At 50.9% G+C, this 18,325-nt stretch carries 14 protein-coding genes; 1 reads left to right on the forward strand and 13 read right to left on the reverse strand.

Translation table 11 applies throughout. From position 1 onward, the window contains the following. Positions 1–36: 36 nt before the first annotated feature. The 7 genes from K5753_02765 to K5753_02795 form a co-directional block, all read right to left on the reverse strand. The gene (locus K5753_02765; protein MCR4726124.1) at positions 37–828 is read right to left on the reverse strand and encodes a hypothetical protein; all 792 of its coding nucleotides are present in this window, start codon (positions 826–828) and stop codon (positions 37–39) included. Further along, positions 825–1,742 (reverse strand): alpha/beta hydrolase, encoded by a 918-nt coding sequence (locus K5753_02770; GenBank protein ID MCR4726125.1) that lies wholly within the window; start codon positions 1,740–1,742, stop codon positions 825–827. Before K5753_02770 ends, K5753_02765 begins: the two co-directional genes overlap by 4 nt. Positions 1,743–1,882: 140 nt before the next feature. Continuing rightward, positions 1,883–2,845 (reverse strand): transketolase family protein, encoded by a 963-nt coding sequence (locus K5753_02775; GenBank protein ID MCR4726126.1) that lies wholly within the window; start codon positions 2,843–2,845, stop codon positions 1,883–1,885. Further along, complete coding sequence (locus tag K5753_02780; protein ID MCR4726127.1) at positions 2,846–3,718, reverse strand: transketolase; 873 nt, start codon at positions 3,716–3,718, stop codon at positions 2,846–2,848. Between the two features lie 16 nt (positions 3,719–3,734). Further along, positions 3,735–5,648: a hypothetical protein gene (locus K5753_02785; GenBank protein ID MCR4726128.1), complete on the reverse strand. Its 1,914-nt coding sequence runs from the start codon at positions 5,646–5,648 to the stop codon at positions 3,735–3,737. Next, positions 5,648–7,984 carry a hypothetical protein gene (locus K5753_02790; protein ID MCR4726129.1) on the reverse strand — a complete coding sequence of 779 codons (2,337 nt, stop codon included), beginning with the start codon at positions 7,982–7,984 and terminating at the stop codon, positions 5,648–5,650. The genes K5753_02785 and K5753_02790 overlap by 1 nt, the downstream gene beginning before the upstream one ends. 27 nt (positions 7,985–8,011) lie before the next feature. Further along, on the reverse strand, positions 8,012–8,641 hold the full coding sequence (locus K5753_02795; protein ID MCR4726130.1) for a type II secretion system GspH family protein: 630 nt from the start codon (positions 8,639–8,641) through the stop codon (positions 8,012–8,014). 81 nt (positions 8,642–8,722) lie between these two features. Between K5753_02795 and K5753_02800 the strand changes: the two genes are divergently transcribed. Further along, positions 8,723–9,175, forward strand: a complete 453-nt coding sequence (locus K5753_02800; GenBank protein ID MCR4726131.1) for a prepilin-type N-terminal cleavage/methylation domain-containing protein — start codon at positions 8,723–8,725, stop codon at positions 9,173–9,175. A 128-nt stretch (positions 9,176–9,303) separates the two neighbouring features. On the opposite strand, the gene tadA is transcribed toward K5753_02800, so the two are convergent. The 6 genes from tadA to K5753_02830 all read right to left on the reverse strand — a co-directional run bounded on the left by tadA (position 9,304) and on the right by K5753_02830 (position 18,300). Further along, complete coding sequence (tadA, locus tag K5753_02805; protein MCR4726132.1) at positions 9,304–10,980, reverse strand: Flp pilus assembly complex ATPase component TadA; 1,677 nt, start codon at positions 10,978–10,980, stop codon at positions 9,304–9,306. A 177-nt stretch (positions 10,981–11,157) separates the two neighbouring features. Further along, positions 11,158–11,931, reverse strand: a complete 774-nt coding sequence (locus K5753_02810; GenBank protein ID MCR4726133.1) for an A24 family peptidase — start codon at positions 11,929–11,931, stop codon at positions 11,158–11,160. A gap of 63 nt (positions 11,932–11,994) precedes the next feature. Next, positions 11,995–12,918 (reverse strand): prepilin-type N-terminal cleavage/methylation domain-containing protein, encoded by a 924-nt coding sequence (locus tag K5753_02815; GenBank protein ID MCR4726134.1) that lies wholly within the window; start codon positions 12,916–12,918, stop codon positions 11,995–11,997. A 19-nt stretch (positions 12,919–12,937) separates the two neighbouring features. Continuing rightward, positions 12,938–13,741: a type II secretion system GspH family protein gene (locus K5753_02820; GenBank protein MCR4726135.1), complete on the reverse strand. Its 804-nt coding sequence runs from the start codon at positions 13,739–13,741 to the stop codon at positions 12,938–12,940. Positions 13,742–13,776: 35 nt separating this feature from the next. Continuing rightward, the gene (locus K5753_02825; GenBank protein ID MCR4726136.1) at positions 13,777–14,169 is read right to left on the reverse strand and encodes a type II secretion system GspH family protein; all 393 of its coding nucleotides are present in this window, start codon (positions 14,167–14,169) and stop codon (positions 13,777–13,779) included. A 3-nt stretch (positions 14,170–14,172) separates the two neighbouring features. Beyond that, positions 14,173–18,300, reverse strand: coding sequence for a hypothetical protein (locus K5753_02830; GenBank protein ID MCR4726137.1), 4,128 nt, complete (start codon positions 18,298–18,300; stop codon positions 14,173–14,175). Positions 18,301–18,325 lie beyond the last annotated feature (25 nt).

The raw sequence follows: 18,325 nt of genomic DNA on the forward strand, positions 1-18,325 counted from the left end.
GCACCCCTGCTATTATATTTATGCAATATAATTCTATCACTTTTCTCGCGCGCGTGCAATACTTTCCCCGTAAATTCCGCCGTTGACGAAAACGTTTTCGAGCGCCTCGCCGAATAAGGTCTGATAATCCTTTTTCCCAAACGCCGCGTTGCAAGCGAAAACCAAGAGCGCTTTGGGAAGAGTGAACGCGTCGCACGATAATTCGATTTTATCGGAATATGCGGATATTTCCGAGTTTTTAACGGAAAACGGAACGGACAGAACGAACGTCGCGGAAGGAGGCAGGAAAGAAATCCCGTACGCCTTCGAAAGATCCGAAAAAGAAAGCGTAACGACCGCGCGGACGGACAAAACGCCGCCCTCGTTTCGAAAGGAAAGATCTTCCAAAAGCCCGCGGATCGGGACCGACGAAGTCCGCGACGAAACGATTTTCGAGAAAACGAAAGCGAGTTCGTCATCCGAAAGCGGCTCCGAAAGCGGCGTCATTCGATCGCGAAACGCAAAGCTTTTATAATCGAAATCGCCGCCCGAAAGCATCCGTCCCGCAAGCTTTTCTTCCGTCTTTCTTTCGAATTCTTTCGAGAAAGGTTCGCGAAAATCTCGGATATAGATCCCCCCGTTTTGCAGGACGGACTCCGCCCTTTCCTCTTGCGCGTCGCGCTCTGCGACCGCTTCCCTATCCGCTTCTTCGGTTCGATCGGGTCGATCGGTTCGATTCGAGACCGGGAACGACCTCTCCCATTCCGCTACGACGGACGGAGAAACCGTCACGGTCAAAGCAACGATCCCCGCCGCAACCAACGATAAAAACGCCAACAAAAACTTCACGATCGAACCCCCTTTTCCGAGCTTTCCGCGCGCGCGGATCTTTCATACAAAAAGCAGACGAGCGCGTCGAAGACGATCTTTCGCGCTTCCTCTCCTTCCGCGGTCGGCAAAAGCGGATAATCGTGGGGTTGGTCTTTCCCTTCGTAATACTCCACGCGAATATTCCGCTTTTTTCCGACGACCTCGTAAAAAGATCGTATACTCGGCAAAAAAATCTCGTTTTCTCCGCAAAAAAGAAGGATCTCTTTCCCCTCGAAGTTCCCTGCGGCGGGACTGATCTTCGGGCTGTCCAAGGGAAGATCGAACGCCCAAAGTTTCGCGACGTACCGCAATCGGTCGGCGGAAAGAAAAACGTCTTTCTTCTGCTCTTCCGCGCCGACGCCCCTCAGCTCCGCGTCGAGCCATGGCGAAATCGCGACGATCTTATCCGCTTCCGGCTTTTCCTCGGAAAGGATCAAACAGAGCGACGCGCCGCTGCTATCCCCCACGAGACAAACTTTGCCTTGCTTTTGCAAAAAACGATAAAAGTTATTGAGGACCGCTTCGCAGGAAACGGCGGTACAAATCGGGAGTTTCGGATAAATCGGGAAAAACACTCTCGCGTGGACGTTCTTCGCGATCGCCGCGGCGAAGGTTTCGTGCGCTCTTTTATGCGCGTTCGTATAACCGCTTCCGTGTAAATACAAAACCGCCGCCGAACAATCGACTTGCTTCGGAACGAACGTATAATAGACCATTCCGCAATACACGTTTTTCTCGACGAGGACGCCCGAGACCTTTCGCGGAATCTTCTCTCCCTTCTTATACGCGATCGCGTTTTTTCGGAGTTTTTTATAGAAGGCTCGCGGCTTTTGCGGCTTGGAAACGCCCGCGATCCGAAACAAGAATTCGATGGTTTTGCTCTTTGCGCTCATACGCGCATTATTGACCGAATTTACGATAAAAAAACGCTTTCGAAAGATTTCACGGCGAAAACCCGTCCGTTTTCAATCCGAACCCGTGCATAAAAAAAGTCCGCTTCGGAATTTCCGAAGCGGACGATTCGTTTGATTTCTTATTTTCCGAGAAGCGAAAGAACGTTCTTTTCGATCCCCGCCGCGTCGATCTCGTAATGCGCGAGGATATCCTTTCTCGCGCCGATGATCGAAAACTCGTCGGGAACGCCGAGCCTCTTGAATTTCTTAATGCCGCCGTTCTCCGCGATAACTTCGGAGACCGCGCTTCCGAGACCGCCGATCACGTTATGATCTTCCGCGGTAACGATACCGCCCGTCTCTTTCATCGCTTTCAAGATCGCCTCTTTATCGATCGGCTTGATCGTGTGCATATTGATCACGCGGAGATCGACGCCCTTTTCTTTCAAAGAACGCGCCGCAACGAGCGCCTCGTGAACCATACTGCCGCAAGCGATGACGGTGAAATCCGCGCCGTCTTTCATAAGGACGGATTTTCCGATCTCGAATCCGTATGAATCGGTGTTATAGACGTCGTAATCCGTGCCGCGGTTGATTCTGATATACATCGGACCGAATTTTTCATAGACCGCTTTGGTCGCGAGTTGGGTCTCGATATAGTCCGCGGGGCAGATGATCGTCAAATTCGCCATACCGCGAAGCGCGGCGATATCGTCCAAAGCGTGGTGCGTGCTGCCCGCTTGGGAGAAAGACGTCCCGCCGTGGGATCCGAGCATCTTAACGTTCAGGTTCTGATAGCAAATATCGGTATGGACCTGATCGAGATCGCGCAGGGAAAGGAAGACGGAGAAAGTAGCCGCGAACGGGGTCAAACCGCCGAGAGCGAGACCCGCCGCCATACTCACCATATTTTGCTCCGCGATACCGACGTCGAAGACGCGCTCGGGATATTTCTTTTGCATCAAGGTAACTTTAACGGAACCGGCAAGGTCGGCGGAAAGCGCGACGACGTCCTTATGCTCGTCCGCGAGGGCGGTCAAAGCCTTTCCGAAGGCTTCGGTCGTGCTTCTTGCTTCCTCAGAGATGATTGCGAATTCTTTCATTTACTTGCCCTCCTTTTCCGCTCTTGCGATACGCTCTTTCTCATACGCGTCGAGATCGGCGAACGCTTCGGCAAGTTGCTCTTCGTTCAAAGTGCCGTAGTGCCATTTATAGTTATCGCGCATAAACCCGACGCCCTCTCCTTTGAAGGTGTTCAGGATAATACAGACCGGTTTGTCGGTCTTATTCGCTTTCGCCTTTTCGAGAGCGGAGATGATCTCGGGGAAGGAATGCCCGTCGATCTCCATCACTTCGAAACCGAAGGCGCGCCATTTATCCGCAAAGGGTTCGAGGCGCATAACGTCCTCGGTGCGGCCGTCGATCATGCAGTTATTCCTATCCACGAGGGTAACGAGGTTGGTCATTTTGAAATGCGCCGCGCTCATCGCCGCTTCCCAGATGCTGCCCTCGTCGCACTCGCCGTCGCCGAGAAGGACGTAGGTAAAATAGTCTTTTTGATTTAAGCGAGCCGCCATCGCGAGACCGAGACCGATCGAAAGACCGTGACCCAAAGATCCGGTGGAAGCTTCGAGACCTTTGACCTTTCTTTTATCGAGGTGGACGCCGAACGGGGAGCCCGTGTGGTTATAGGTCGAAAGAAGCGCTTCATCCATAATGCCGAGATCGGCGAGGATCGGAGCGGTGATAACGCCGGCGTGACCTTTGCTGATGATCAGCCTGTCGCGATCGGGCGAGAGATAATTCTCTTTGTTGAAATTCATAACGTGATAATAAAGCGCGACGAGCACATCCGCGCTACTGTACGCACCGCCGATATGCGCGCCTTTCGCCCAAACGCAGACCTCCGCGGTCTTACGCCTGATGGCGGACGCTTTCTTTTCGAGTTGGATCCATTGTTCTTTGGTAAGTGACATCGTAAAGCCCTCCTTCCTAAATTATAAGCGAACGACGCATAAATAGCAAGTTAAAGTGATACAAAATCAGGTCTTCTCCGAAGGAAATTTCCTCGTAAGCGGACGGCGCGACGTCGTTTACGGTTTTCGGCAAACTGCGCCCTCTCGACGCGCTTCCGTCTTCCTTAAAAAGAGTCAGACACGCCTTGACGATCTTCTTCGCGATCAGGAAATATTTATCCTTTTTCGCGGCGATCGCATAGCGGGCGAAAGCGAGCGCCACGAGCGAATTCGAATAGTACGGAGAATAATCGACGGAGCGCCCCGTCGAGCGATTTTCACGATAAACGAGGGGGACGAAATCTTCCGCGTACGATAAAGAAGGCGCGGAAAAGGCTTTCAAGCGCGCAAGATGATCTTCCGCGGGAACGAGATAATAGTCGTTTCCGCTCAAAAATACGGCGTCCGTCATCAGAGAAAGCGCGCCCGCGATGAGTTCGGGCGTATACGCCGCGCCCTTGAACAGCCCGTAACGGTTGCCGCTCGCGAGGACTTTATCCGCAAGCGTGACGACGGAAGTCTTCAACGCGGATGCGACCGCGTCCTTCCCTTCCTTCCGAAGCGCGTCGTAAACGGAGCAAACGTTCGTGGCGGTAAAAGAATCTCTGCCCTTGCGGTAATAATCCATCAGGATCGCCGCGCTCTCGATCAATCGGGAAACGTCCTTTTTATAGAGATACGCCTCGTATTGGATCGCCGCATACAAAGGATACTCGGCGAAATCTTTGAGATACTTGGATTTTTTCTTATCCGCTCTTTCCGAAAAATCACCGTCCGAAAAGACCTCTTTATCGTAAAAAGCGATCGAATCTTCCACGGCGGAAAGGATCTCTTCGGAAAATTTTTCGCCCGAATTCAAGCTTGACAGCAAAAACAGCAGCGCCGACGCTCTCTCCCCCGCAAACGAAAACGGACTCGACGGTTTTTTCTTGAAAACCTGCTCCTTTCGAACGGGATCGAACGCGCAGAACGCACCCTTGAACGGACCCTCTTTAACGTATTGATTCTCCAACAGATAGCGCGCGCGCTTTTCCGTAAGATCGCGCGAAAGAACGTAATAGGTCAACTCGAACAGTTCGTCGTGCGCGCGAACGCTCGCCTTTTTCTCGCCGCTCCCTTCAAGCGCGACGGAACATTCGCCGTCGTCAAACGGCAAACTCCCCTTTTCCGTAACGAGCGCCGTGCCTTCGGGCGCGCGAACGGTCAACGCTTCGCCTTCGAAACCGCATAGACCGTACGCCCGAATGTCGGGCGCGCCGAGCGCGAATTTTTTATCCTCGAAATCCCATCTGCCGTCCGCGATAAAGAGGGAGAACGCCGCCTCGTAGGTCTCGCCGGGTTCGAGCGAAAGCGCGGGGAAATTGAAAAGGATCTCTCCGCGATCGTCCTTTTTTACGCCGCGCTCCACCGAATAGGAAGGGACGCGCCCTTTCGTCATCAAAAGAGCGATCACCGGACCCGAGCCGGAATTGCGGACGGGGAAAACGTGCGCGAACGTACCGCCCACGCGGACGTGCGCATGCAAACGGCGTTTGACCGAAAGATCGGGTTCCGCGCCGCCGTCGTTAAAAGAAGCGAAAAAACCGATCTCGCCTTCTTCGAGAGAGATCTTCTTTTTGCCTTCGTTCTTAAAAACGTAAGAAAAAGCGATCGAGGCGTTCTTTTCCTCGACCGAGACTTTTGCGGTCATATCGTTGAAATACAAAAACTCCGCCTTAAAGACGCCGCCTTCGAATTCGCTTTTCAGCAAAAAATTATTCCCGCTCGGAAGCGCGAAATTCTTCCCTTTAACGAAGCAAAAATCCGTCGGATCTCCCGTGATCGAAGCGCGCTCCACGCCGAAGGTCGTCTTATTGAATTCGAGTTCTATCCCCGCACCTTTGAATTTCATTACGACACCGTGTAGTACGCCAAGAAGGTGTCGCCTTCGCTGTAAACCAAAGTAACGGAGCGTTTCAAAATTTCCGTAAGCGCATCCAAAACCTTTTTGGAAGTGATCGAATATTCATCGGAAGCAAGGAATTCCATATAGCGGCTTCCGCCGTCCGTGTAGTACTTAACGGCGGCGAGCAGATCGACGGAATTTTCGATATAAAGGCTGTGATTCTTTTTCGTTTCGACGCCTTTGAAGTACTCGACGTCCGAACTCGCGACGTTTTGGACGCCGTACGCCGCGCGGATCGTCTCGGCGTGACTTTCGTAAAACTTCGACTCGTCCACCATAAAGTAGCGGTGTGAGACGAACTTAACGACGTCGGGCTCTTCTCCCGCTTTTCCGCGATTGCGATCGACTTTGTAATTGCCCCAAGTCGCGTCCACGGCGTACCACTTGCCGCCTACCTTGACCTTGTTCCAAGCGTGCGCGACGGGCGAACCGCCGTTCGTCGCGTAGCCGGTGACCTGATAGCATTCGATCCCTTCGATCCGAGAAAGGAGCATAAACGCGTAGGAAATCCCTTCGCAGACCGCCGCTCCGTCATTAAAGACGCCCTCTGCGGAGAATGCGGACAAACGCTGCATATACCCTTCTTTCAAGCGTGAAGTAAGCTCTCTGACCGTCGTGATGGATTCGTCGTCCGTGATCTCCTTGATCGCCGCTTTCATTTGAAGAGAAAACTCGTTCGAGGCTTTCGCGCTCTCCTGCGACAGGAAATGCTTCGCGTCGGTCAACGAATCGTACTGCGGGAGCGCTCCGACCACGGAATACAGGTTCAAGACCGAATTATCGTATTTGATCTCACCCGCGAGATAATCGTAGAAAACGTGTAACTTCTCGATCTCGGACATCGAATCGGAAACGTAGTTCTTGCAGAAATTTCTCGCTTTGTTATAAAGAGCGAGCGTTTCTCCTTCCGCGACCGGGCAATAGCCCGCTTCCACCGCGGCAAAAAGCTCTTTTACGTTGCGAACGGTAACGGGCGCTTTCGCGTCGATCGGGAGCGACGCGGCGTAATCGCGCTCTCCGAGCATCTCGTAATGCGAAGTAAAAGAAGGAGATTCGAACTGATCGGCGTTCTCATAATAGGATTTAAGATCGTTGCCCGCGCCGTTCTGCTCGACCTTAAAAGTCACGACGTTCGAATCCGAAGTGCCTTGAAGCCCGATCTGACATCCCCACGGGATCGTTAATTTACTCTGAATGCAAGACAAAAACGCATTTGCGTCCTCGTTCAAAAGCGTACGGACTTCGGCGGAGATCCCGGCTTCCGTATTGACGGTGACGCCGCCGTAGATCATGTATTGATAAAGATGAACGAGTTCCGACACGTCTTCGATATACTTATCCGCCGTCTTTCCCATAAACGAATAGGTATTCGTCAGATACCCGCCGCTGACGACCGCACTTGCGGGAGAAGGCTTTTCGGCATTCGTCGTTCCGCCCGTGCATTTGACCCAAGCGGTGTGTTTGTTGCATTTATCGCCGGGCTCGGTGACTCTGAAAATCCTTTCGCCGGCTGCCAACGTGCGCTTTTCTTTATCGTAAGCGACCGTGTGACTTCCTCCGCAATCGCAGGTAAAGGTGACGCACACGTTCGGATATTCGAGATCGTAATCGATCTTTACGTTTTGCGCTTTCGCCGCCGAATTCGCGATCCTGAGATCGAAATAATCGTAGAAGACGTCGTAACCGTCCGTTACGGCGTAGCAAAGCTCATAAAGTCCCGAAGGAAGTTCGGAAAGGTATTCGCCGTCCACCGCGATCGCGCTCGAACCGAAAAGATCGGTCCTTTTCGCAATTGTGTCGCTCGTGAGTCCCGCGCCGAAAAGCGCGTAATAATTCATATTTTCATGCGTCGCGGAAATCAGAAAATCTTCTTGGCTCGCCTTATCGTAGACGAGATCGGACGTAAACGTAACGATCCCCGTATGCTCGGGCGCGCCCTGCTCTCCTTGGTTATGGTTCGCGGTTTGTTCTTCTCCGGGATCGGTAGTCTCTTCTCCCCCTTGATTCGGTTTTTCCGTAGTCTCTTCGCCGCCGTCGTCGGGCTTTTGATCCTCGTTTCCCGGCTGATCCTGCTCTTGATTCTCTTTTTCGGGATCTTGCGTTTCCGTGTTCTCATTCGTTTCGTTCTGCGAAGAAAGCGTTCGTTCCGCGCCGCTCTCGAAAAGACTCGTTACGGCATCCGTAAACAAACTGCACGCCGCCATGGTAAAAGCAAGCATCGCGGCGAGCACAAGCCCCACCGCGATAAAAGCGATCTTTTGATTCAACGTTTTTTTCTTCATAGATTTCTCCGAAAACAAAAAATTGAATTATTCATCTGGTCTACCTGATCTGGTATACCTGTGGAAAATCTGATCTTTATATATCAAATAAGAAATCATTTCGTCTTTCGAACGAACATAATACCAAATAATTCCGAGCTCATAAACACCCCCGTCCTTCCTGTGGATCAAGACGATCATAAGATCCTTGTTCCCGCCGAAAGAACTCGGTTCGTAATACGCTTTCGCGCTACTCAGCGGATTCGCCGTTCCCGTGTCGTTATAATCATACACGACGACGTTTTTTCCGTTTTGTTTAACGGTTCGCCCGGTATCGTAGACGTAATACTCAAAGCTCGTATCGAAATTCATTTTGTTCAAAACGATGTTGAGTTCCGTCGAGAGCGCGATATTGTGATTAACAATCGTAACGCCGTCCGTATCGGTTACCGGATACGAAAATTCGCCGAGGTTCAAAAGGTCGACGTAATTTTGGACGTTCGTCTTTGCTTGCATCAAATAGGAATCGTACTTCTTTCTTTCCGCACGCGTCATCGTCCCTTGGAGATTGGGGATGGCAATAGCGGCGCCGATCGCCATCAGCGCCATTACGGCAATAAGCTCCACGAGCGTAAAACCCTTTATGAATTTTTTAAAAATACCGCGCAACTTTTTCATATCTATATAATATCATTAAATTATATTAGTTGTCAATACGCTATATTGACAGCGGCGGGCAAGCGTGATAAAATAAAATCAATGAAAAGGTTCTGCAAAAGTTCAAAAAATCCAAAAGGCTTTACGCTGGTCGAAGTCCTCGTCGTCGTCGCGCTCATCGCGGTTCTTTCTTCGATCGTCGTCGTTTCTTTATCGGCGGTCGTAAAAAGTTCGCAAAAAAAAGCCGCGCAGGCCTCGCTGGAAAGCTATTGGCGCATCACTTCGATCTACGTCAATCAATGTAATTTAGGTTACGGTTCTTTTTCCAAAACCCAACTCAAAACGAGATTCCCGGCGAACGTTTTAAAGGAGCTATCCACAAATCCTTGCGTTAAGGGATCTTTGACGAAGGACGGAACGATTTATATCCAGCACAAAGAAAACCCGAAAAGCACGGTCGCAAAGTACAGTATCGTCAAGATCACCTTGCGTTCGGGCGGCAAGTTTTACTCGACGACGAACGGAATCAAAATGACCGGGCCGTTCGATTTATAACGCCCTCCGATCGAACGGACGAAAAACGACATAGAAAAAACGGCGAATCGATTCGCCGTTTTTTTTGATTTATATACTATCAATGCAGATTTTACGCCTCGGAAATTGCGTTTTTCCGCGAAACGAGATCAGACCGTGTAGATCGTCCTCATATATTCGTCGACGGAAGTAATGCCCTCTTTGATTTTGAGTCTGACGTTTTCATCCATAAAGATCATACCGGACTTTTGCGCGTATTCGCGAAGTTCTTCGGTCGTCGCGTTCTTGGTGATCAATTCGCGGAGAGTGACGTCCACCACCAAGACCTCGTGGATCGAAGTTCTGCCCTTATACCCCGTAAAGCTGCAGTTCGGGCAACCGACGGGACCGTAGCACTCTTTCAAAGTCGGATCTTTCAAAATATTCCGTTGCGCCTCGGTGACTTCGACCTTTTGCTTACATTTCGGGCAAAGCTTCCTGACAAGGCGCTGCGCGAGGACGCCGTTCAACGCGGCGGCGACGAGGTAAGGCGGAACGTCCATATCGATCAAACGGGCGATCGTGGAAACCGCATCGTTCGTGTGGAGCGTGGAAAGCACCAAGTGACCGGTGATAGCGGCGCGCATCGCGATATCGGCGGTTTCGTTATCACGAATCTCACCGATCATAACGACGTCCGGGTCCTGACGAAGGATGGAACGAAGCGCGGAAGCGAAGTCCAAACCGGCTTTATGGTTCGTTTGAACCTGATTGATCCCGAAGACCTTCTTTTCGACAGGGTCTTCGATCGTCGTGACGTTGACCGTCGGTTTGTTCAGGTCTTGGAGAACGGTGTAAAGGGTCGTGGATTTACCGCTACCGGTCGGACCCGTGACAAGGACGACGCCATTCGGCGCTTCGCAAACCCTCATAAACTTTTCGGCGTTCTCGGGAAGCATACCGAGGTCGGTCAGCTTAACATCCTGCCCCATCGCGGTGCCGAGCAAACGCAAAACGGCTTTTTCGCCGTAAGTCGTCGGAAGCGTGGAGACACGGATATCGATAAGCTCGCCCTCGAACGTGTAGTCGAAACGACCGTCGAGCGGGATACGCTTTTCCGCGATGTTCATATTGGAAAGGATCTTAATTCTCGTGATCAAGCTCTTATGCGCCGAAGGAGTAATTCTCATATATTCCTGCAACGCGCCGTCGATACGCATTCGGATAATGACGGTATCGCGGAAGGGCTCGATGTGAATATCGCTGGCGTGCGTAACGAACGCCTGCTGAACGAGGGTGTTGAGCATTTTGACGATCGGCGCGCTGTCGACGCGATCGTCGAGTTCGTTATTGGCGTTTTGCGCTTGCTCCTGCGCTTCTTGCTGCGAAATATCTTCCGCCATTTTCTGCGCGGTGACGTTCGCATAATATTTTTCGATCGCGTCGTTGATCGCGGGAGCGGTCGCGAGGACGAAACCGATATCCATTCCGGAAGCCATCTTGATATCTTCCGCCGCATCCATATTGCTCGGGTCGCGCATCGCGACGATGAGCTTATTGCGATCCATCTTGTAAGGGATGATCGTATGCTTGCGAGCGACCTTTTCCGGGACGAGCTTGATGATATCGGTATCCGTGACGAAGATCGCGCCTTCGATCAGAGGGACGTTCATACGCTGCGCCAAAGCGGAAAGGATATTGATTTCGGACGTTACGTTTAAGGAGATCAAAATTTCGGCAAGGCTTTTCTGCGGATTCGCGATCTGCACTTCCCTCGCCTGTTTCAGATCCTGCGGCTTTACGAAACCTTTTTGAAGTAAGATTTGACCAAGAGTAAGTTTGCTCATAATGCCTCCAACGCGCATATCGCGCGAATAGTATTATATCATAAAATAATTACTCTGTCAATATCGGGTTTTTCGGGAAAAATCGACGCTCGCGAAGCGCGATCGAAGAGAAAAAAAACGCGCCGAGAACGACATATTCCGCGGCGTAGATTTTCCGAAACGAGGAGGATAGCTTCCTTAAACGGTCGCGAAAAAGAGCAGCTCTTCCAAATAATGACCGTACGTCACGGCAAACAGAAAACCGAGCGAGAGAAAAGGAACGAGCGGGACTTGAAATCTCCCGCTTTTTCCGTACTTTACGATCATAAAAAGCGAATACAGCGCGGCGAAGACAATCCCCGCGAGAAAAGCGACGACGACCGCTTTATAGCCGAGCAGAAAACCGAGGCAAAACATCAATTTGACGTCGCCTCCGCCGACTCCGCCGCCCGTCGCCATCATCACGAGGAACAGAGGCAGACTGATCGCAATCGCACCGATCAAATGCTCCCACCAACGAACGCTCGTCAGAGAATAGTCGGTAAAGGAAAAGACGAAAAAGAGCGCGCCGAAGAGCAGAATCGCAAGCAAGATCGAATGCGGGACTTCTTTTATGTCAAGGTCGATCAAAGAAAGCATCAACAAAAGCGCGGATACTCCGAGATACGCGAAAAAGATCGGAGACAGATCGTAGGAAATAAGAAGCAAAAGCGCAGACGCTCCGAAAAGGATCTCGGAGAAGAAAGCGCGCGGCGCGGCGCTCTCCCCGCAATGCGGGCAACGGGCACGGAAAAGAAGAATACCTAAGATCGGAAGATTAAAGCGGAATCCGTAACGCCTGCCGCAAAACGGGCAAGCGGGATCCCAGATCTCGCGAGCGTCGCCGCGCGGGAGCGCATAAGACAGGCGACCGAGAAAGCCGCCCGCAAAAACCGCAAGTATCGTTAAAAACGCCCAAAAGATGTACTTCATTTTCCTTTATCAAAACTCCGTTTTGCAAATTAGCGGCGATCGCGGGGAACGCCCGAAGAAAGCCTATTGTCCCAACTGCTGATGCACGCCGATGCCGAACCAGCATGAATAATACGGAGTGCAACCCGTGCTGCCCGGCGTGTCTTTCGTGCTGATCACCGCGGGATCCAACCCGTTCAAACCGGCCGGGATCGTAGCTTTTTGCGTCCCGATTTTATTCAACACCAATGTTTCGCAAACGACCGCTTTTGAGGCTTCATATTTGATCTTTCCTTTTCTCAATCGAATATGGATGTCAATGATATTCCCTCTTCCGCCGTCATCCGGATTCGCTTTAACGAGCATATAAAAGCCCGCGTTTCCGTTCGTCGCGCTTGAATCGCCGTCCACGTAGATCCCGCCCGTCCCGGTGGTAAGGGGATCTTTATAATAATAATTTACGGTGTAACCGTCTCCCCCCGGCACTCCGGAATCTTCCCGATCGAATTCGGGACGCGCGCTTTTAAAACTATCCCAATTCATAACGTAATTCAGATCTGCGGGATAAACGTTTCTTTCATTTCTGGAGTAATCGTTCCATTGCGTAACCTTGGAAAGAATCGGCGTGTTTTTCAATTTATATTTATCCCCTTTACCATCAAAGTATTCGGTCGATAAACAATACCCGTAATCGATACTGGGAGCAATGCCGGGCTTGCCGTAATTCAATGCGGGAACGCTGTAGGAAGGATACGGACTGGAATCGGATTTTCCGACGAGCATAATATTTCTCGCTCCGCGAAAATCGGACGCCATATGCGTCAAAATGCGATCGGAATAATTTGCAAGCTCGGCGCGCGTCTTATTGAGACTGTACGTATTCATGACCGGTGACATGATCATCGAAAGGCAAACGGCAAGAATCCCCGTCACCGCGATCGCGACGACCATTTCGACCAAGCTCATTCCCTTTTTATTCATACGCTTTTTCCATCTCGTAAATATCATATCTTATTTGCTCTCCTATTCACTTTTTGAACCAAATCGAATAGTACTTCGTGTTCTTGCTGTTATTCGGATCTTCGACTGTGCTGACTGTGGCTTTTTTATTTTCCGAAAGATTCGCCGTCAGGATCGACCCTTGATTGATGACCAAATTTTCGCAAACTACGGATTTCGTCGCTTCGTAGGATATTTTCCCTTTTTTGACCTTCAAATGGATCTCCAAAGCGTTGCCGCGATCTCCGTCGTCGGGATTTTTGCGAACCAGCATAAAGAAACCGCCGTCGCCGTTCAACTCGATCCCGTTGCAGGCTTCGCCGAACTTTTTATAATGCCAAAGGTTAATCGCGGGGTGCGGATAGCCCGCGGGCGCGAGCTCTTTAATGAATTCGACCTCCTTTCTCATATCCGCATCCGTCATATTCGCATAGTTCTTTCTGACGTCGGGCGGAAGAAATATCTTTTGCCAAGTCAAATGCCAATCGCAGCGCGTTATGTAGAAGGTTCCTTTTTGCACAGTGCTACCGACTTTAAATTCATCGCAAGCAAAGTATCCGTAATATCCGAAATCACCCGGAGAACTATACTTATTCGTCGTAACGCGGACTTCGGATGCGCCGCGAAGATCGAGCGCGATGCTCGCCATCGCACGATCCGTAAAGGAAGCGAGTTCGGAGCGGGTCTTATTGACGCCGTAGGTCTTGGAGACGGGAGACAAGACCATGGAAAGGCAGACGGCAAGAATCCCCGTCACCGCGATCGCGACGACCATTTCGACTAAGCTCATCGCCCTTTTGTTATTGAGTTTTTTCATCCTCGCAAACAGCATTTTCGCCTCCCATTTTTTCGGCTCTCGCCCTCTTATTATGATTTCGTCTCGCCCATTCCGGTAACGTTGATCTGTTCGAGGTCGTAATAGGTCACGGTGGATCCGTATTTGGATTCGCTCGCGCCGGTCTGAGAGAATTTGAGTTTACTTTCGGACTTAATCGCAAGCTCGTCGAAACGAACCGTTACGTACAAGTCTTTTTTTCTTTTTTCGGAAGAACTGTCGGTAGCGTACTTTGAAGTCGCCATTTCCTTATTCGCGGTAGACGCCACGTTGCGCATTTCCTGCGCGGCGTTAAAGGATGCCATCGCGCTGGAAGTCAGCGGCAAGATGAGCGCGCAGATCAAGCCGACGACGGCAAGCGCGATGACGACTTCCATCAAGGTAAATCCTCTTTTATTCTTTCTCATCTTAAAAACCCTTTTCATTTTTTACCCCTCCACACGAATGCTGACGTACTTCCAATCCAGCATCTGCGTGCTGAAATTCGGCGGTAGCGTCATAAAGGTAGACAAACTGTATTTCGTACCCGTTCCGAACGTCATCTTTCCGTTCTTCATTACGCTTCTCGAATAGATCGTCGTATCCGACAGATCGGGCGGCGCGGCTTTAACGAAGGTCAATTTATTGCTTCCGTTCGGCGCGTAATAAAAGTTGTCGACGACGTACTTTCCGACGATCAAACGCTTCTTACCTCCGTTATCGACGCCGAGCGTCAAAGCATTTCGATTGACGGGAGTCGTCTGCATGTTCGCATTTTTCGTATATTTCGACGTTCCGAAAAACCCTCCGGGATTCGCAAGATCGTTCCACGTGTTCAAAACGCCCAAACTTCCCTGAGGATAATAAAGGTCCGTTGACCAACCGAAGGGCATATAGGCGTACGCGTAGAAAGGCATACCGTCCAGAATAAAGTCGATATTCGTGCCCGCGCCGATGATATAGAGCTGCGGCTGATACTTTCCGTCCACTTTGCGAACGGTTCCGAACGGCTTTGTCGAATCGGTGTTTTTCCCATAGAAATAGAAACTATTTCCGCTCGTAAAGTATAAGAACACGCGCCCTTTTCCGATGACGGTAAAGGTGTTTTCGTTATCATAATACCATTCGAGGCCGTACCCCTGCGGCATAATGACGTGAAGATCTTTCGGTTTACTTCCATAGGGATCCAGCGGATTCTCACAAGCGAAGAAGTACCAAACGATATCGTAGGAACCTATCGGTCCGCCTTGATACCAAGCCCACTGCGGCGAACGCATAACGTCTTTCATATGATTTCCATGAAGACCGGAGTGCGGAATCGAATACCACTTAGTCGAATCGAGCGGAATCGTAAAACCCCAAACGGAAACCGAACTGGAAGAGGCTTGACTCGTTCTTGTGGAACGATTCCAATTCGCGTAGTCGTCGCCCTGCCCCATAACGAACGCGTCGTAATCGAGTTCGCCGCTCTCGAAGACCAATATATCGGTGATGCGGTCTTCGCCCGAAGTGGAGCGGCGCTTGATCCCGTCGTAAACGATCTCCCCTTTCGAATTTTTCAAGCTCGAAACGATATCGCCGATCTCGGATTTAAGGCCACTGCCATTCCAGGCTTTTTCCGCCAATAAATAGGTTTGTCCTCCCTCGGTCACCTTCGCATTTTCCCATTTTAAGTTTATTCCGACGGATTCTTGATATTTCATATTCAGGACGCGTTTGGACGGGTTATTGTATCCCGAGAGAGCGTTCGAATTCGCGTAAGGCAACGTCCAAACATAGGGAATCAATCGAACGTTCCAATAGTCTTCGTTCTGCTCATCGAAGTTTTTGGCGACGGAATCCGTCCACATCGAGGACGGGTGTTTCAACCCGGATTGACTGCTGCTTTGTTTTTTGACGCTGCCGCCCGCGCCTTCAAACTCCACGGAGAACTGTTTTTGAAAGTCAGCGACGTTGATCGGACCATTGACTTTGGTGGGAGAAATCGACGCTTCGCCGAACGAGAGCGTTCCTTTCGCCCAAGGCTCCACCGATATTTTTATATCGAGTTTCGCCATCTGCCCGCCAGACGCATCCTCCTCGCCGGTTACCGAGGGTTTCGCGGGATTGCTCCTTACCGAAAGACGCGTCGGGAAAGGATTGGGAATCGAATACGGCGTAAAGTTATTCCTTTTAAGTTCTTTCAACGTAGCGCTTACAACGCCCGAAGACTTGATGTTCGTAATCTTTTCATTGCTGCCGTTCGGAGTGTAGTATATGGAATTGTAGTTTTGGGTCGTACTTCTGTTAACGTTACTCGCAAGCATACTCGCGTATTTGGCGCCGTCCGGTCTATACGCCGACCGATCGGTCGGTCCGTCACCCGTATTCGACGCCCAGAAATTACGCCCGTTTTCCTTACATTTGAAATAACCGAAGAACCCTGCGAGATCATCGGCGTTATTGCTCTTCCCGGTGTACCAATTTCCGTCTGTCTTCTTAACGTAAATATAGCCCGCCGTCAAATAAAATCCCGCGAAATATCTCGTTCCCGACGATTGATAGTCTTTCCCCGAGACGACGCCGCTCTTCTCGACGACGATACCGTCATAAGCGCAAATATCCAGCGTGCAAGTGCCGTGGACCCACGCCGCCCCCGCCGTCACAAAGACGCCCGGGTTCGAGGAAAGCTCCTTCGCGGGAAGATATTCGGTTCCGCTCGTCATCTGCGATTTCGTGACCCATTTTCCGATATAGCAGTTCTCACCGACGCTCAAATTCCCGGTCTCGACCCAAATGATCGTCCTCGCTTGCGGCGTCGTGTGCTCGTACTTCGGAGGAACGGAAGAAATGCGCGAGCGCGCGGAACTCGTCCCCGACAGTTCAAGACCTGCTCCGAAATAGAACATCTTGGAATAGATCGAGCCGGTTACGCCCGTTCCGTTTGAAGATGCGGCGATCTGCACGCCTTTTAAGTTCGTACCGTCCAGCAAATAGGTATATCCGTTATAGAAACAGACGTTGGATTCGGTCTCCACGTTCGACAGGACGTTGATTCCCGTCGAATCCGCATATCGATGCGCGAAAAGCGATCCGTCCATCCGCCAAGCTCCCGAGGAATCCTTATAATCGGTGACTTGGTTTCCGTTAGTGAAGCAGTGCCGCCCGGTCGAAGATTCAAACCCTTTCGAAGTAAGATAACAGCTCGTCAAGCAAACCTGCCCGTCCGTAATGAGCGTGCTACCCGCGGCGAAATTGCAGTTCGCGGCGTGACAGACGCCGAGATAGGTATTCTCGTCGTCATTCTTAACGAAGACGGGTTTATGGAAATAAATCAAGCTCTTCGAAGTACTCGTGGAAGCTCCGCTCCAAACGTTTCCGCCGCAATCTCTTACGGAAGAAGAAACTCTTCCGAAAGCGGAACTGATCGCTCCCAAATTCCCGTTATGGCTGAACGCCGTGGTATTGGCGGTAAGCGCGTTACAGTACACGTCTCCGTAAAAATGCATTTTTCTCGAAGAAGAGTAGCTGATCAAAATCAACCAGCCTTTAATATCCAAGCGGCTGTTCATCTTGCAAGCGTTCGGATAATCGTCGGGGTTCTTTTTCGGGGATGTGATCAAACAAAATCCGCCGTTTTCCACCGTGTACGACAATTGCCCGCATTCGTTCCACTCTTTCATAACGTCGCCGAAATAGAAGCCCGAAACGTTGATCGTGGATTTATTATGCGAATTATCCACGAGCACGCCGCGCACTTTGATCGTCCCGCCGACGGTGATCGTCTTGGACATCGTTCCGAGCTCGCACCAAAAACCGAAAATATCCGCAGTCAGCGCGACGTTACCGCCGACGTCCGCATTGATTGTCAGGTGCGAATTAAAGGAAAGGACGTTCCCGCTACACTTTTTATTGGAAATGAAGGTTCCGCCGTTCAGTTGCATTCTGGCGCTATTGAGTTCGGCGTTGGAAGTGATCGTGTCGCAACTCATGCCGACCAGCGTCCCCGAAACTTTGCCGCTGACGGTAACGCTACTGAATCCGTCACAATAAAGATCTTCGCCGACCGTTCCGCCCGTCGTTACCGAAGAAAGATTCCCGTTTTTCGTTCCGTAGAGAATCGCCTGTCCTGCAACGGACGCGCCGGAGTCCCAAGTCAAAGAAGAAACGGGCTTTGAAGCGGCTTTGTTCACAAGCAGTTTCCCGCCGATCCTCCCGACTGCGAGCGACGCCGTACCCGTGTTCATTAAAGCAAGGTTGCCTCCGAGCTTATAGCCGAACCAAACGTTACCCGTTCCGTAGGCGTTCAAATAACCGTTGATTACGGTATTTGCCTTATTGTTCGTTTTCCATCCGTCGATTCCCCAGCTTCCGGAACGGTTTCCGTACCAGTCGACGTTTCCCGTGACGGTCTGATAGTTATCGCTTCCGCTCGTACCGAATGAAATATACGTTCCGCTCGAAATAACTTCTTTGATCGTCCCTTTATGAGAGGAATCGTTCTTAAACATAATTCTTCCCGAAGAATTCTGGACGGAAGGCAGGCTCGTACAGTTCGTGAAATCCGTATCGCCGCCCGAAGAAAGAATATACGCCATACCCGAATTGAAACTCGTCCCGTTG

The organism is Clostridia bacterium, from assembly GCA_024685775.1.
Lineage (GTDB): Bacteria > Bacillota > Clostridia > Christensenellales > CAG-1252 > CAG-1252.

Coding starts and splice junctions, on each gene's coding strand:
- K5753_02770 (MCR4726125.1), bottom strand. CDS start 1,742: ATGAGCGCAAAGAGCAAAACCATCGAATTCTTGTTTCGGATCGCGGGC.
- K5753_02775 (MCR4726126.1), bottom strand. CDS start 2,845: ATGAAAGAATTCGCAATCATCTCTGAGGAAGCAAGAAGCACGACCGAA.
- K5753_02780 (MCR4726127.1), bottom strand. CDS start 3,718: ATGTCACTTACCAAAGAACAATGGATCCAACTCGAAAAGAAAGCGTCC.
- K5753_02785 (MCR4726128.1), bottom strand. CDS start 5,648: ATGAAATTCAAAGGTGCGGGGATAGAACTCGAATTCAATAAGACGACC.
- K5753_02790 (MCR4726129.1), bottom strand. CDS start 7,984: ATGAAGAAAAAAACGTTGAATCAAAAGATCGCTTTTATCGCGGTGGGG.
- K5753_02795 (MCR4726130.1), bottom strand. CDS start 8,641: ATGAAAAAGTTGCGCGGTATTTTTAAAAAATTCATAAAGGGTTTTACG.
- K5753_02800 (MCR4726131.1), top strand. CDS start 8,723: ATGAAAAGGTTCTGCAAAAGTTCAAAAAATCCAAAAGGCTTTACGCTG.
- tadA (MCR4726132.1), bottom strand. CDS start 10,980: ATGAGCAAACTTACTCTTGGTCAAATCTTACTTCAAAAAGGTTTCGTA.
- K5753_02810 (MCR4726133.1), bottom strand. CDS start 11,931: ATGAAGTACATCTTTTGGGCGTTTTTAACGATACTTGCGGTTTTTGCG.
- K5753_02815 (MCR4726134.1), bottom strand. CDS start 12,918: ATGATATTTACGAGATGGAAAAAGCGTATGAATAAAAAGGGAATGAGC.
- K5753_02820 (MCR4726135.1), bottom strand. CDS start 13,741: ATGCTGTTTGCGAGGATGAAAAAACTCAATAACAAAAGGGCGATGAGC.
- K5753_02825 (MCR4726136.1), bottom strand. CDS start 14,169: ATGAAAAGGGTTTTTAAGATGAGAAAGAATAAAAGAGGATTTACCTTG.
- K5753_02830 (MCR4726137.1), bottom strand. CDS start 18,300: ATGGCGTATATTCTTTCTTCGGGCGGCGATACGGATTTCACGAACTGT.